The sequence below is a fragment of the Paenibacillus pasadenensis genome, assembly GCF_002864175.1.
In the GTDB taxonomy this organism is placed as follows: domain Bacteria; phylum Bacillota; class Bacilli; order Paenibacillales; family Paenibacillaceae; genus Paenibacillus_O; species Paenibacillus_O pasadenensis.
Genome location: NZ_NFEZ01000003.1, coordinates 1,249,405 through 1,264,580, shown reverse-complemented (window position 1 = coordinate 1,264,580; position 15,176 = coordinate 1,249,405). Strand labels below are relative to the sequence as shown.

Sequence of the window (15,176 nt, the reverse complement as noted above, 5' to 3'; positions counted from 1 at the left end):
GGGAGGGATAAAAGTGGAAGTGAAAATCAACCGGGAAATCCGGGATTATACGGAAAGCTTGTTCTTCGGACTGTCCTTGCGGCAGTTCTTTTTTTCTGTTCTGGCGGTCGCTGCGGCGATTGGACTGTATTTCGGGCTGCGCAGTCATTTCGGACTGGAAACGCTCAGTTGGATGTGCATATTGGGGGCAGCTCCCTGCGCCGCGCTCGGGTTTATCCGCTATCACGGTATGACGGCGGAGCAACTATTGTGGGCGTATGTGAAGTCGGAGTTTCTGATGCCAAGACGGCTTGTCTTCCGCTCGACCAACATATACTACGAAGCGCTAAAAGGAAGCCTGCACAAGCGTGAGCAAGAAAGGATGAAGCGCAATGATTAAGACGCTCAGGCGCACCATGAAGCAGGACAAGGAACGGTCAGTCATTCCCAAAAGCGTACAACAAGCGATCCCGATCCGCGCCATCTGGCCGGACGGGATTTTTGCTGTAGGTAACAAATTCTCAAAGTCGTTCCGTTTCGCGGACATAAACTACGCTGTCGCATCGAGAGAGGACAAGGAGACGATGTTCCTTTCCTACTCCGAATTGCTTAATTCGTTTGACAGCGGCGCGACGACGAAGATTACGATTCACAATCGGCGGCTTAATCAGGCAGATGTAGAACGTTCCATTCTTATTCCGCTCCAGCACGACGGGCTGGATGTGTATCGGCAGGAGTACAACGACATGTTGCTTGGTAAAGCGACCGATGGCAACACAAATGGGACGATTCAAGAGAAATACATCACCATTTCCGTAGTTAAAAAGAACGTGGATGAAGCTCGCCATTACTTCGCGCGGGTCGGCACGGAGTTGACGGCGCATTTCTCTCGTCTCGGCTCGAAATGTACTGAACTTGATGCGACTGACCGCCTGCGCATTCTGCATGACTTCTTCCGGATTGGCGAGGAAGCCGATTTTCGCTTCGACATGCAGGAGATGATGCGCAAGGGTCACGATTTCAAGGATTACATTTGCCCGGACACCTTCGAGTTTGCCAAAGATCATTTTCGGATGGGAGAATACTACGGTCGGGTCATCTTTCTGCGTGATTACGCCAGCTACATCAAGGACAGCATGGTAGCCGAACTGTGCGACTTGAACCGCAACTTGCTGCTGTCGCTCGATGTGATCCCGATTCCGACCGACGAAGCTGTCCGCGAAGTGGAGAATCGACTGCTCGGCGTGGAAACGAACATTACGAATTGGCAGCGGCGGCAAAATCGCAATAACAACTTTTCTGCTGTCATCCCTTACGACATGGAGCAGCAGCGCAAAGAAAGCAAGGAGTTTCTTAGCGACCTGACCACACGCGACCAGCGGATGATGTTCGGATTACTTACGATGGTGCATGTCGCGGACAGCAAAGAACAACTCGATAGCGATACGGAGACATTGCTCACTACGGCTCGCAAGCATTTGTGCCAGTTTTCTACGCTCTCCTATCAGCAAATGGACGGTTTGAATACGGTGCTACCGTATGGGCTGCGAAAGGTACATGCTTTGCGGACGCTCACGACTGAAAGTACGGCTGTTTTTATTCCGTTTCGAGCGCAGGAGATCGTGCATCCAGACGGCATTTATTACGGGCAAAACATCATCAGCAAAAATATGGTCGTCGCCAATCGAAAGCAACTGCTGAATGGAAACAGTTTTATCCTTGGCGTATCCGGTTCCGGTAAAAGCTTTGCCGCGAAACGGGAAATCGTCAACCAGATATTGGCGAGCGATGACGACATTATCCTGATTGACCCGGAGCGGGAGTATTCCGCTCTGGTAAATGCGCTGGGTGGCGAGACGATTCACATTTCTGCTACTTCGTCGAACCATATCAATGCGATGGATATGAACCGGGATTATGGCGACGGAGCCAATCCGATCATTCTTAAATCGGAATTCGTCCTGTCGTTGTGCGAGCAGTTGACTGGTGGACATCAGCTTGGAGCCAAGGAGAAGTCGCTCATCGATCGCTGTACCGCCGCTGTGTACCGCAAGTATTTGCGGAGCAACTATAAGGGACAGCCGCCGACATTGCAGGATTTTCGCGCAGAGCTGCTCAAGCAAGCAGAAACGGAGGCGCAGGATATCGCGCTGGCCATTGAATTATTTACTTCCGGCAGTCTGAATACGTTCGCCCAATCGACCAACGTCAACGTCCACAATCGGCTGATTTGCTACGATATTCTCGACTTGGGCAAGCAGCTTCTTCCCATCGGCATGCTGGTCGTACTCGACAATATCTTGAATCGGATTACGCAAAATCGCGCCAGAGGCAAGAATACGTTTATCTTTATTGATGAAATCTACCTATTGTTCCAGCACGAATACAGCTCCAACTTTCTGTTCACGCTCTGGAAGCGTGTCCGTAAGTATGGCGCTTTTTGCACAGGGATTACGCAAAATGTGGACGATCTGCTGCAAAGTCATACAGCCCGCACCATGCTTGCAAACAGTGAATTCATCGTCATGCTGAATCAGGCCAGCACCGACCGGATGGAGCTTGCCGAGTTGCTCAACATTTCGGACCTGCAACTGTCCTACATTACGAATGTTGACGCCGGGAATGGTCTGATGAAGGTAGGTAGTTCCCTCGTACCGTTTACCGACAAGTTCCCGCGGCACACGAAACTGTATGGCCTAATGACAACGAAGCCCGGAGAGTAATGGATAAACAGCAGTAGGCGGCTGGTCGCAAACAGGATCAGCCGCTTAAGCACTAATATACATCTCTCATGGACTCTTCACCAGTAAATCTTGGCTGTTAGGAAACTTACAATTTGATAAATGGGGAGTGGGGGCTTATCCGCTACTCCTCGATCTCAACAGCATAAAGGGGATGGTTTAGACCATCCCCATGTTTACTATTATTCCGGTTTATTCCCTGCGTTCGGATCAGCCACAAAATCACTCTTATAATCTGTATATTTCAACTCCGTTACCATGCCGGCAGAAGCGTGATGCAGGTCATGGCAGTGGAACATCCAGTCGCCGGGATTATTCGCTTCAAAGGCGACCTCGTATTCCTCTCCCGGCTTCACGTTTAATGTATCCTTGATAATGGCAGAACCCTTGAAGGGAACTCCGTTTTTACTCAATATCTGGAAAAAGTGACCGTGCAAATGCATCGGATGATCATCGGTCTTGGAGTTGTTCACGAGACGTACTTTAACGGTATCGCCCTTTTTGACCGTCAGCGCATCGGTGTCTGGAAATGTCTTGTTGTTAATGGTATAAGCCATTTTGCCGTCTTTCATTTCAGTGTTCAGGTTCATCGTATATTCTAATGAATATTTTTGATTAAGCGAAAAGGCTTTTTTACCGGCTTCGCCGTATTGGGCCAAGTCAACTGCTGAAAGTTTCTCTGAAGCGTTGGATTTGTCGGAAGACGCTGGAGCCCCGTTATAAACAATCATGGCTCTCATGCCCGATGCAGCTTTATTATTGCTATGATCTTCAATCAACCATTGGCCGGGGTTGTCGGCAATAAATTCCATATCGTAACGTTCTCCCGGAGCAATACTGAGCACACTATCTTTCAAGATACCTGGATTGGTTACCGGCTGGCCATCCGTTGCGATGACTTTAAACTCATGCCCATGCAAATGTATTTGATGAGACAAGTACCCAGCATTGATCAAACGAATACGTACTTTATCTCCTTGTTTGACCGGAAGCTGATCAAGCGATCCAGATTTCCCATTAATCGTGAAAAGATCGTACATGCTCATATCATGCGCCATAGGCATGGAATTCGTATTACTTTCCTTGGATGAGGAATCGCCGCTGTGCATATTCATGCCGCTGTGATCCATGCCAGACATATCCATCCCCGACATGGCCATGCCGGACATACCCTTTCCAGAGCTCATCCACTCATCCAGCATCAGTGTGAAGTCCCGATCTACTTTTTCATCGTTTTTTCCTTCCACCACAAAAGATCCGTATAATCCGCGATCCAACTGATTCACGCTATCCTGATGAGAGTGGTACCAATAGGTGCCCGGGACATCTGCCTTAAACTCATACGTATACGACTGGCCCGACTGCACGGCATTTTGTGTTACGCCCGGAATGCCGTCCATGGCGTTTGGTACAGGAACGCCGTGCCAGTGAATCGTGACTGGCTCCGACAGTTGGTTTCTCAGATTGATTTTTATCGTATCTCCTTGCTTTACCCGAATTTCTGGGCCTGGAACGGAATTGTTGAACGTCCATACTGGTAGAGTCTTACCGGGGGCGATTTCCTGATTGCTTTCCATCGCGGTCAAATTAATTACTTTTCCCGTCAATACCTGAGACTTTACTGCTTGAACATCTGTTGTTTTCTGAGGTTCGTTTGTTCCCTTCATATTCATTTTCGAATGATCCATTCCGCTCATTCCGCTGGGCGAACCGGCACAACCAGCCAATACAATAGAAAAAGCGCCAATGATCATGACGCTCTTGAGTTTCCAGCCAGTTTTCATTGTTTATCATCCCTTTCTGTATTTGCATCCCGATAAATCCATGATAGACGATGTATATGTAGAACTTATGTAAGAGAAAGAAGATCCACCTAAAACGACAGGGATAAGGAGAAGGCATCTGTAAGAACGTCATTGTTTAACGTGTAGCATCATTTGTTTTTGGGGAGCATCTAAATAAAACATTTGCCTTGACATACCCAATGGGGGTATTGTATATTTGGAGTGTGAGGTGATAAGTCGTGGCGAACCAAGAGGAAGTGGTAATAAACGAAACCGACGATTCCTGTTGCTCTGCGGACAGCGAAAGAAAGAGCCATCATTCGGACAAAACGAAGGGTAATTTGATCTCCCGTCTGAATCGGATCGAAGGCCAAATTCGCGGAGTAAAAGGCATGATCGAGCGGGATACTTATTGTGATGATGTACTGAACCAGATCGCTGCGATTCAGTCGGCCTTGAACAGCGTAGGCAAACTGCTGCTCGAAGGACACATGAAGAGCTGCGTGGTGGAACGTATCCAGGCCGGGGAAAGTGAAGTCATTGACGAACTCTTGATTACGGTTAATAAATTAATGAAATAATACAACTATCGGAGGAATTTTATATGCAACAAGCAACGCTAAAAGTAAACGGCATGTCCTGCCAACACTGTGTAAATTCGATTGAGAAAGCTGTCAAAGAAATCGGCGGTTCGGCTCATGTGGACCTGAAAAACAACGAAGTGACGGTCGAATACGACGAAAATAAATTGTCCTTGGATGCGGTAAAAGAAGCTATCGAAGAACAAGGGTACGACGTCGCCTAACAAGTAAACAGGCCGCCACCGGTGGCCTTTCTTTTTACAAATTTATATACCCTGTAGGGGTATGAGAAAGGTGGAAATCATGCAAAACACGACAGAACAGCAAAACAAGCAAACGACGCTGCAAATAGCGGGTATGACGTGTGCCGCTTGCGCAAACCGGATTGAGAAAGGCTTAAGCAAACTGGAAGGTGTGTCGGAAGCCAATGTGAACTTTGCTCTTGAACAGGCGTCCGTTACATACAATCCGGATAAAGTGAATATTCCCCTAATCGAAAAAAAAATTCAAGACATTGGCTATGATACCGTGAAAGAAGCGGTGGATTTTGACATTAGCGGCATGACCTGTGCTGCTTGTGCCGCTCGGATCGAGAAGGGGCTCAACAAATTGCCTGGCATATCAAAAGCGACCGTTAATCTGGCGCTGGAAACGGCTCACGTTGAATACTCGCCTACCGAAGTGTCCACTTCGGATATCGTGAAGAAAGTGGAACAGATCGGATACAAGGCAGCGCTCAAACAGGATCAGCAAGAGGCGGTAGACCATCGGAAGAAAGAAATCAAGGCGCAGCAAAAGCGGTTCCTGCTGTCCGCCATTTTGTCGCTGCCGCTGTTATGGGCCATGGTCGGTCACTTTTCGTTTACGGCTTGGATTTGGGTGCCGGATCTTTTTATGAGCCCTTGGTTTCAATTGATCTTGGCCACGCCCGTTCAATTTATCGTCGGACGCCCCTTTTATGTCGGCGCATATAAAGCGCTTCGGGGTGGCAGCGCCAATATGGATGTATTGGTGGCGCTCGGCACATCGGCCGCCTATTTCTACAGTTTGTATTTAACGGTTCAGTGGGCGAATGACGTGCATGCCCATCAGCCAGCCATGTACTACGAAACCAGCGCGGTCCTCATTACACTGATCGTGCTCGGTAAACTGTTTGAAGCGTTAGCGAAGGGGCGTTCATCGGAAGCCATTAAAACATTGATGGGCCTGCAGGCCAAAACGGCGCTGGTCGTGCGAGAAGGTCAGGAAGTGGCCATTGCAATTGAGGACGTGGCTGCAGGTGATGTTGTGATCGTGAAACCCGGTGAAAAAGTGCCGGTTGACGGCATGGTGCTGGAAGGTTCATCTTCGGTCGATGAATCGATGCTGACGGGCGAAAGCATCCCAGTCAGCAAACGGCAGGGCGACTCGGTGATCGGGGCAACGATCAATAAAAACGGTATGCTGCGCATTCAGGCCACCAAGGTTGGCAAAGAAACGGCCCTTGCGCAAATCATCAAAGTTGTGGAAGAAGCGCAAGGCTCGAAAGCCCCGATTCAACGCATAGCCGACGTGATCTCCGGCATCTTTGTTCCGATTGTCGTCGGGATTGCGGTAGTCACTTTCCTTGTCTGGTATTTCGGTGTCGCGCCCGGTGATTTCGCCGGTGCTCTCGAAAAAGCCATTGCGGTGCTTGTGATTGCCTGCCCTTGTGCACTTGGCCTGGCTACTCCTACGTCGATTATGGCCGGGTCCGGCCGGGCGGCGGAGCTCGGCATCTTGTTTAAAGGTGGCGAACACCTGGAATCGACGCACAAAATTACGACCGTTGTACTGGATAAAACCGGTACGGTGACCAAAGGAAAACCCGAACTCACCGATGTGATCGTGTCGGAATCCATGGATGAAAACCGGTTCCTTGCTATCGTGGCGGCAGCCGAGAAAAACTCCGAGCATCCGCTTGCGGAAGCCATTGTCGCTGGCGTTCGGGAGCGAAACATTGCTTTTCCGGAAGCCGAGGCGTTTGAAGCGGTACCGGGGTTTGGTCTTCGCTCGGTCGTCGATGGTAAACATGTGCTGATCGGCACACGCAAATGGATGGCGAGCAATCAGATCGATGCGCAGCCGGCTTTCCAGCAGATGAATGAACTTGAAGAATCGGGGAAAACAGCCATGCTGGTGGCCGTCGATGGTCAGTATGCGGGTATCGTCGCGGTGGCCGATACGATCAAGGAGAGTTCCAAGCAAGCCGTTGCCCGGCTCAAAGAACTGGGGCTTGATGTGGTGATGATCACAGGAGACAACGAACGGACCGCCCAGGCGATTGCCCGTCAGGTCGGGATCGACCGGGTACTCGCGGAAGTCCTGCCCGAAGGCAAAGCGGATGAAGTGAAAAAATTGCAACAATCGGGCGAGAAAGTGGCCATGGTTGGCGACGGCATTAATGATGCCCCGGCACTGGCTACCGCCGATATTGGCATGGCCATTGGCACCGGCACCGATGTGGCCATGGAAGCTGCTGATGTAACGCTGATGCGCGGCGATCTGAACAGCATTCCGGATGCCATCTTGATGAGCCGCAAAACGATGACCAATATCAAGCAAAACCTTTTTTGGGCGCTAGCCTATAATGTGATCGGCATCCCGATTGCCGCGGCAGGATTTTTAGCTCCTTGGCTGGCAGGGGCAGCGATGGCGTTCAGCTCGGTTTCGGTTGTACTCAATGCCCTCCGGCTGCAGCGGGCGAAATTGTAAGAAGGAGCGTGGGGAAATTGGCTTACAAGAAATTTGCGGTGTCGCCGGGGTTCCAGGAAGGCGGTTCTCTCTTTAAGCCGGAGCAACTGGCTATACTGGGTTCCATTGTGGGAGACGATGCCAAGATCGAACTGACCACTTTTAAACAGCTCTATGTGGAGATGCAGGACGACCGGATCGATACTGTACAAGTCCAATTGAAAGAAGCCGGTTTAGACATCCAACCTGCAGGATTTTATACGAAAAATTTGATCACCTGCAATTTTTGCAGGGGAGCCGACGATGCCGGTCTTAACGTGGCGGTACAGCTTGATCAGGCCATTGTCGGCCAAGAAGTCCCAAGTCCTTTAAAAATCGGGTATGCCGGATGTGCACTCGGCACCAGCGAGCCTTTGCTCAAAGACATCGCGGTCGTGAAGATGAATGACGTGTACGATATCTATGTCGGCGGCGAAGCCAAGGGCATCAAAGCCCGTCTCGGCCAGTTATACGCTTCAGGCATTCCGGAGGATCGGATTATCCCCCTCGTTACACGTCTAATTGCGATTTTTCAAGAGTTAGGGAAAAAGAAAGAAAAATTCTCGAGATTCGTTGAACGCCTGACGATAGCGGAACTTCAACATATGACGGCGTGCGGCAACGGATGATGAAGAAACGGCTTTTATTTCTCGGCTACGTGATCGGGGTCATCGTCATCATCCTAAACAAAGATCCGATCCTTCGGTGGTTGGATGATGATAGCGCCAATCATCTCATGCTGCTGTTTGGCGCAGCCGTGTTACTCGCCCTTATTCCTGTTGTTCCATATGGCGTGGTTGCCGGAATCATAGGGGCCAAATATGGCCCCTTTTTAGGTGGGGTATTCAATATCCTCAGCTCTACCCTTGCTGCTGGTCTGCTATTTTTGTTGGTGAGGGTCGTTTTTCAGGAGCAGGGAATGAGGCTCTTGGCCAAATTCAAACGAGTGGACCAATTTACAGCCTTAATGGAGCGCAATGCGTTTTTTGCAGTGTTACTCGCCCGACTGATTCCGTTTGTGCCTGCTGCTTTCGTCAATATCTATACAGCCATCAGTCGAATGCGGTTTGGCACCTTTATGGCCGCTACGTTGATCGGGAAAATACCGGTGATGTTTGTATTTGCCGTTATTGGCGATCAACTGCTTTCCGATCTCGGCAATGTATTGTGGACATTATTGATCTACGCTGTCTTTCTGCTGGTGGTGTTTGTTGTGTATTGGTGGCTGAGAAAGCGGGAAAGCAGCAACGCGGGGTGAGCCGTAAATCATTTTTGTTTAGGAGGACCTGATGAAGACGATTTTGGTGGTGGATGATGAAGGAAAAATTCGGGATGTCGTGGTTTCCTATCTGAAAAAAGAAGGTTTTCAGGCGGTGGAAGCCGCGACAGGGAGTGAAGCTTTGCAGGCGCTGCAAAGGGAGTCCGTCGATCTCGTGATACTCGATCTGATGCTTCCGGATATGGATGGGGAGCAGGTATGCCAAACGATACGGAAGATGAATTCGGTACCCATTCTGATGCTTACTGCAAAGGTATCTGAAAACAATCGAATCAAAGGGTTGTCCATGGGGGCGGACGATTATTTGACCAAACCGTTTGATCCGCGTGAGGTCGTGGCCCGGGTCCGGGCGATCTTGCGCCGAACGGATGACGGTCATTTGCTTGCCGACCGGTTATCCTTTAACGATGGCCATCTCGACATTGATTCGCTGAAACATACGGTGTTCTGCCATGGAGAACCGGTCAATTTAACACCGAATGAATATAAGCTGCTGCTTGCCTTGGCCAAATATCCACAGCGGCATTTTACGCGTGAGGAATTGGTCGATAAGGTACTCGGCTACGCCTTTGATGGCGATATGCGGACCATCGATCAGCACGTAAAAAACTTACGCCACAAAATTGAACCGGACCCGAAGAATCCGCAGTATATTGTGACTGTATACGGCCTAGGTTACCGGTTTGCAGGGGGCACGACATGAACAAGCGACTGCACACACGCCTGGCTTTCATCATTATCGGTACCGCGACGTGCATCCTGCTCATTTCGACCTTAAGCGTGATACTGGCCACGCATTACCATATTTCCATGTTCCATGACCAAGCGGCAGGCATGAACCATGATGTGTCGCAACTCGATTATCACTTGGAGCAGGCGCTTTTCCAATCGATTATGTTGACGTTCGCCGGTTCGATCATTCTTGCGGTTCTGATCGGTTTTTATATCGCAAAACGGATTTCCCGGCCGCTTGTGGACATGAAACAGGCTGCCGAACGGATGTCGGACGGGCAGCTCGATACGCGGGTTATGATCGGCGGCAATGACGAACTTGCAGAGCTTGGCACTTCGCTGAACGAACTGGCCGCGCAGTTGCATAAACAAGAGCAGCTTCGGATCACCATGACCGAAGACATTGCGCACGAACTTCGCACGCCGCTGGCCACGCTGAAAAGCCATATGCGAGCATTTGAAGATGGGGTTTGGGAACCAACCCCGGAGCGTATCCATGCGTGTTTCGAAGAAATTGAACGGCTCACGCAAATGGTAGCTGAACTGGAAGACTTAACGCATATGGATTCACCGGCTTTTCAATTGGAACGAAAGCGAGAACCTCTCGATGCGATACTTGCCCAAGGGGTGGATCTCGTGGCTGCGGCTTATCTGGAAAAAAACGTGGGGCTTTCGTTTCGCTGTAGCCCGAATATTCAAATTTTTGCGGACCGGAATCGTATGATCCAAATTTTCGTGAATCTGCTTAGCAATGCTCTAAAATTCACGCCGGAACATGGACAGGTGCAGATTGAGGCTGCCGAGGAAGAACAAGACGTACTGATTCGCGTGCAGGATTCGGGCAGCGGTATTGGGCAAGAGGATCTACCGTATATCTTTGAGCGATTTTACCGGGGGGACAAATCACGTAATCGGAAAACCGGCGGCAGCGGTTTGGGGTTAACCATCGTCAAAAAGCTCGTCACCGCTCATGGCGGGCAGGTGTGGGCAGAAAGTACGCATGGCACCACGTTTATGATCCGACTTCCGAAAGAAAACCGTTTATTTTAAACCAACATCTGCTCATCTACACAGGATCTTCACAAGTGATGGGTAAACTTATACTATCCTGCAAATCGTCTGATTTGCGACGATGAATATAGAGAAAATCAGTTTTAGGGGGGACGTTTTCCTGAAAAAGATCATCACACTCGTGATGGCAGTTGCCATTACCGCAGTATTCACAGCATGTTCCAAGAAAACGGGCGACGATCCGCACGGCTCCCATGATACGGGAAGCGCTGCTTTCACGCACATTCATGGTCTTGGCTACTCCAGCGACGGCAAACGTCTTTTCATCCCTGCACATAACGGGATAAAAGTCTACGCTGATGGCAAGTGGAGTGACGCCCCAGGGGAGAAGCATGATTATATGGGCTTCTCCATGACCGATAACGGCTTTTACAGCAGCGGTCATCCCGCAGTCGGTTCTAGTTACAAAAATCCCATGGGTCTGATTAAAAGTACCGATGAAGGAAAAGCGATTACTGTTTTGGCTTTGGAGGGCGAAGTTGACCTTCATGGCATGAGCGTGAGTTATCGGACACATACCCTGTATGTGATCAATCCCGAACCGAATTCGAAAATGAAGGCTGCGGGTTTGTTTTACAGCCGAGATGAGGGCAATACCTGGATAAGCAGCTCTATGTCCGGTATTTCCGGACAGATTACGGCGCTCGCGGTGCATCCGACACAGGATGCGATTGTGGCGATCGGCACCACTTCGGGGGCGTATCTTTCCAACGATAACGGGCAAACGTTTGCTGCTCTTTATACGGACCAGCCGGTTTCCGCGTTAGCTTTTACGGATCAAGGGGAACTGCTGATCGGTACCGGAAAATCTGAACTGGTCAGCATTAATCTGCAAACGAAACAACCGACCGCCATTAAAACGCCGGTGCAAAACGGTGACGGGATATCGTACCTAACGGGAAGTCCGGCGAATCCGAAAGAGCTCGCCTTGGCCACCGAAAAAAAAGATGTTTATGTGTCCACTGATTATGGGACTGATTGGAATAAAATTGCCAACCAAGGACAAGCTATCAATTGATAACAGGAGCCATTCCTGTAATGAATGAATTCGAGGTTTGAATGAAAAAAGCACCTTCTGTATACTGGGGAACGTTCCGACCAAAGAACAAATCCCAGCACAGGAGGCACTCTACAATGAAGTATAAACACGCCAGGAAGCAGAATCAACGCATTCTACAAATTACCGATACAACTCTTGTTGTCGGAGCCGACATTGCCAAGCAAAGGCACGTTGCAAGAGCCGTCGATTTCCGCGGAATCGAACTCGGCAAAGACTGTGTATTTGGCAATGACCACCAAGGGTTATCGAAGCTCGTACGGTGGATGAAAGAGCTCCAGCAGCGTCATCACAAGGCAGAAATCGTCTTGGGGATTGAGCCAACCGGACACTATTGGTTTCCATTGGCTGAATTTCTGCAACGGGAGAATGTAAAGGTCGTCGTTGTTAATCCGCATCACGTGAGCAAAAGTAAAGAACTAGAAGACAACTCTCCAACGAAGAACGATTACAAAGATGCTAAAGTCATCGCCGATCTTGTGAGAAGCGGAAAGTACAGCGAACCGAAATTGCCGGTGGGCGTCTACGCAGACCTTCGGATCCTGATGAATCTTCGGGAGAAGGTCATGGTGAACTTTGGCCAGGTCCAGCGCCGGGTACAGAACTGGTTAGACCGCTTCTTTCCGGAGTACGGTCAGGTGTTTAAGGACTGGGAAGGCAAGGCTTCGCTGATTACGCTGAGTGAATTCCCCACACCGAGCGAAATTGTGGCACTAGGTGCCAGCGCAATCGTGCGTCGCTGGAAGGAAGACGTGAAGCGCGCTGTCGGTCCTAAGCGAGCAACTCAATTAATTGAAACTGCGAGGACCTCCATCGGGCTGACGCAAGGCCTGTCAGCGGCGAAAATCGAGCTGCGAACGCTATTGGAGCAGTACGAGATGTTCGCCAAACAGCTTGAAGATATCATGACGGAAGTCGAGCGACTGCTCGCTCAAATTCCAGGAACAAAAGAAATGCTGACTATCCCTGGCGTTGCCGTCGTGACGCTCGCCGGCTTCCTAGCAGAAGTCGGAGATCTCAGCGGCTACGACCACGGTCAACAGATTATCCGACTCGCAGGGTTTAACCTGAAAGAAAACAGCTCAGGAAAGAAAAAAGGAAAATCAACGATTACAAAGCGCGGCAGATCCAGGCTCCGGGCGTTACTGTTCCGGGCGGTGATGCCGATGGTCGCCAAGAACACCGAGTTTAAGGCGATGCACCACTATTTCACGACACGAAGTCAGAACCCGCTGAAGAAGAAACAATCCCTTGTAGCACTCTGCGGTAAGCTGATTCGAGTCTTGTACACGCTAGGCACCAAACGTATTACGTACCAAGCAAGCGACGTTCTAGGGCCGGTACGTCAGGCTCAGTTACAGGTAGCAGCTTAATTCAAACCATCCTCACCCGAACTTGAAATCAACCAACGACAACTGAAGCACGGAGCAGCCGTAGGATCTAATTCCGTAAGGGCAACGACCCAGTAAAGGAGCAAGAAACGGCATCCACACCTCGAGAGATAGAACGAAGGAATGTAAGGGCATAGACCCAGCGTGACATGGGAGGGTAAGTCGTCGAGGAGCAAGAGTGGACATCCAAGGTGCGGTCATATGAATCGCCCATAGATTGGGAAATGTGTTCCAATCTCTATTCCCGTCACCGACTACTTCAGAAAATTATTCCACGTCTACATGACTTCTCCATCTCTTGAGAGAGTCGATGGTTGAAAATCTAAGAATGCGTGAGAAAAAGCGAGAAAACATTAAATTATAGTGGGAGGTTTTGACATGAAAAGAAAACTAGTTATGATCATTGCCGCTGTTATGATTGCCGTATTAACTGCATGTGGCAATAATACAGCGAATCCGAGTACACCGCCGAATACAACGCCCCCGGCTCCTACGAACAGCAATAACGGGCAGCAAAGCGATCATTCCGGTATGAATCATTCCAGCTCAGGCGAAGTGCCTGCTGGATTAAAAGAAGCCCAGAATCCAAAATTTAAAGTCGGAAGTCAAGTCATCATGCAAACGGACCACATGCCAGGGATGAAAGGTGCTACAGCAACGATTGTCGGAGCTTATGATACGACAGCCTATGCGGTATCCTACACTCCAACAAACGGTGGGGAGCCGGTGAAGAATCATAAATGGGTAATTCATGAAGAATTGAAAAATCCCGGTGCGGAAGCGTTGAAACCGGGGGCACAGGTTACCTTGGAGGCTGATCACATGCCAGGGATGAAAGGTGCGACAGCTACCATTGATTCAGCGGAGCATACGACGGTTTATATGGTCGATTACACGCCGACCACAGGTGGAGAACCGGTGAAAAATCATAAATGGGTAACCGACAGTGAACTTTCACCGGCGGGATCGGGGTCACAGCCAAATACCGGTAACAGTGGTGGCCATGATATGAGCAACATGCCGGGCATGAAACATTAATTGACGGTTTTTCTCCCGTAAGGGGTAAAAAACAATAGAAGAAACAAAAGGAGGCTAACCACCCATGTCACACGAACAATTTCAATCCTGCATTGAGGAATGTATCCGTTGTATGCAAGCGTGCAATCACTGTTATGATGCTTGTTTAAAAGAAGATCATGTCGCAGTGATGAAAGAATGTATTCGTTTGGACCGGGAATGTGCCGACATTTGTGCCTTCGCCGCGCAAGCGATGTCGATGAACAGCTCCTACGCGAAAGAGATCTGCCGGATCTGTGCCGAGGTTTGTGAAGCTTGTGGGAATGAGTGCAAAAAGCATGAACACGAGCACTGTCAGCGTTGTGCCGAAGCGTGCTTTTCCTGTGCGAAAGCTTGCCGGGCGATGGCCGCTTAATGATTGGCGCAGTCAATTATTTCGTCAACCCCCTAGAGCATTAGGGGGTTTTTAAATGAGTTGAGAATAAAGTAGCAGGGGAGGTCAATTATAGTGATGGACGGATCGATGATGGATGGTTCCATGATGTTTATGATGTGTGTCATGATGGGGATCGGTTTTCTGCTTTTGATCGTGGTGATTTACGCGGTTATCCGATCCCTAATGAGAAAAAGCAGAGTTGAAGATCGTCCTCTGATGACCTTAAAAGAGCGTTATGTAAACGGGGAAATAAATGATGAAGAGTTCGAACATAAAAAAACATTTTTAAGGAAATAATCGAGCCGCCCAGCCATTGGGCGGCTTATCTGCTTAAATAGGACATTTATCCTTGGCGCG

At 49.5% G+C, this 15,176-nt stretch carries 15 protein-coding genes; 14 read left to right on the top strand and 1 reads right to left on the bottom strand.

Annotated elements, in window-relative coordinates:
* Positions 1–13: 13 nt before the first annotated feature.
* A complete protein-coding gene (locus tag B8V81_RS09155; RefSeq protein ID WP_101808189.1) occupies positions 14–379 on the top strand; it encodes a PrgI family protein in 366 nt (121 codons plus the stop codon).
* A complete protein-coding gene (locus B8V81_RS09150; RefSeq protein WP_028598728.1) occupies positions 372–2,702 on the top strand; it encodes a VirB4-like conjugal transfer ATPase, CD1110 family in 2,331 nt (776 codons plus the stop codon). The genes B8V81_RS09155 and B8V81_RS09150 overlap by 8 nt, the downstream gene beginning before the upstream one ends.
* Positions 2,703–2,902: 200 nt before the next feature.
* On the opposite strand, the gene B8V81_RS09145 is transcribed toward B8V81_RS09150, so the two are convergent.
* Positions 2,903–4,504 carry a multicopper oxidase family protein gene (locus tag B8V81_RS09145; RefSeq protein ID WP_028598729.1) on the bottom strand — a complete coding sequence of 534 codons (1,602 nt, stop codon included), beginning with the start codon at positions 4,502–4,504 and terminating at the stop codon, positions 2,903–2,905.
* A 257-nt stretch (positions 4,505–4,761) separates the two neighbouring features.
* Between B8V81_RS09145 and B8V81_RS09140 the strand changes: the two genes are divergently transcribed.
* From B8V81_RS09140 to B8V81_RS09085, 12 genes are all read left to right on the top strand, one after another.
* The gene (locus B8V81_RS09140; protein WP_036631816.1) at positions 4,762–5,085 is read left to right on the top strand and encodes a metal-sensitive transcriptional regulator; all 324 of its coding nucleotides are present in this window, start codon (positions 4,762–4,764) and stop codon (positions 5,083–5,085) included.
* A 23-nt stretch (positions 5,086–5,108) separates the two neighbouring features.
* The gene (copZ, locus tag B8V81_RS09135) at positions 5,109–5,309 is read left to right on the top strand and encodes a copper chaperone CopZ (protein ID WP_028598731.1); all 201 of its coding nucleotides are present in this window, start codon (positions 5,109–5,111) and stop codon (positions 5,307–5,309) included.
* A gap of 79 nt (positions 5,310–5,388) precedes the next feature.
* Complete coding sequence (locus B8V81_RS09130; protein WP_028598732.1) at positions 5,389–7,818, top strand: heavy metal translocating P-type ATPase; 2,430 nt, start codon at positions 5,389–5,391, stop codon at positions 7,816–7,818.
* Between the two features lie 17 nt (positions 7,819–7,835).
* Entirely contained in the window at positions 7,836–8,465 is a 630-nt protein-coding gene (locus tag B8V81_RS09125) for an NAD(P)/FAD-dependent oxidoreductase (protein WP_028598733.1), read from the top strand.
* Positions 8,462–9,094: a TVP38/TMEM64 family protein gene (locus tag B8V81_RS09120; RefSeq protein WP_101808188.1), complete on the top strand. Its 633-nt coding sequence runs from the start codon at positions 8,462–8,464 to the stop codon at positions 9,092–9,094. The genes B8V81_RS09125 and B8V81_RS09120 overlap by 4 nt, the downstream gene beginning before the upstream one ends.
* Positions 9,095–9,125: 31 nt before the next feature.
* Positions 9,126–9,818, top strand: a complete 693-nt coding sequence (locus tag B8V81_RS09115) for a response regulator transcription factor (protein ID WP_028598735.1) — start codon at positions 9,126–9,128, stop codon at positions 9,816–9,818.
* Entirely contained in the window at positions 9,815–10,897 is a 1,083-nt protein-coding gene (locus B8V81_RS09110; RefSeq protein WP_028598736.1) for a sensor histidine kinase, read from the top strand. Before B8V81_RS09115 ends, B8V81_RS09110 begins: the two co-directional genes overlap by 4 nt.
* Positions 10,898–10,979: 82 nt before the next feature.
* Positions 10,980–11,936 carry a F510_1955 family glycosylhydrolase gene (locus B8V81_RS09105; RefSeq protein WP_028598737.1) on the top strand — a complete coding sequence of 319 codons (957 nt, stop codon included), beginning with the start codon at positions 10,980–10,982 and terminating at the stop codon, positions 11,934–11,936.
* A 116-nt stretch (positions 11,937–12,052) separates the two neighbouring features.
* A complete protein-coding gene (locus tag B8V81_RS09100) occupies positions 12,053–13,348 on the top strand; it encodes an IS110 family RNA-guided transposase (protein WP_028598738.1) in 1,296 nt (431 codons plus the stop codon).
* A gap of 396 nt (positions 13,349–13,744) precedes the next feature.
* Complete coding sequence (locus B8V81_RS09095) at positions 13,745–14,404, top strand: YdhK family protein (protein WP_084137138.1); 660 nt, start codon at positions 13,745–13,747, stop codon at positions 14,402–14,404.
* A 64-nt stretch (positions 14,405–14,468) separates the two neighbouring features.
* Complete coding sequence (locus tag B8V81_RS09090; RefSeq protein ID WP_084137141.1) at positions 14,469–14,798, top strand: four-helix bundle copper-binding protein; 330 nt, start codon at positions 14,469–14,471, stop codon at positions 14,796–14,798.
* A 96-nt stretch (positions 14,799–14,894) separates the two neighbouring features.
* Positions 14,895–15,116: an SHOCT domain-containing protein gene (locus B8V81_RS09085; RefSeq protein ID WP_052333175.1), complete on the top strand. Its 222-nt coding sequence runs from the start codon at positions 14,895–14,897 to the stop codon at positions 15,114–15,116.
* The last annotated feature ends 60 nt before the right edge of the window (positions 15,117–15,176 follow it).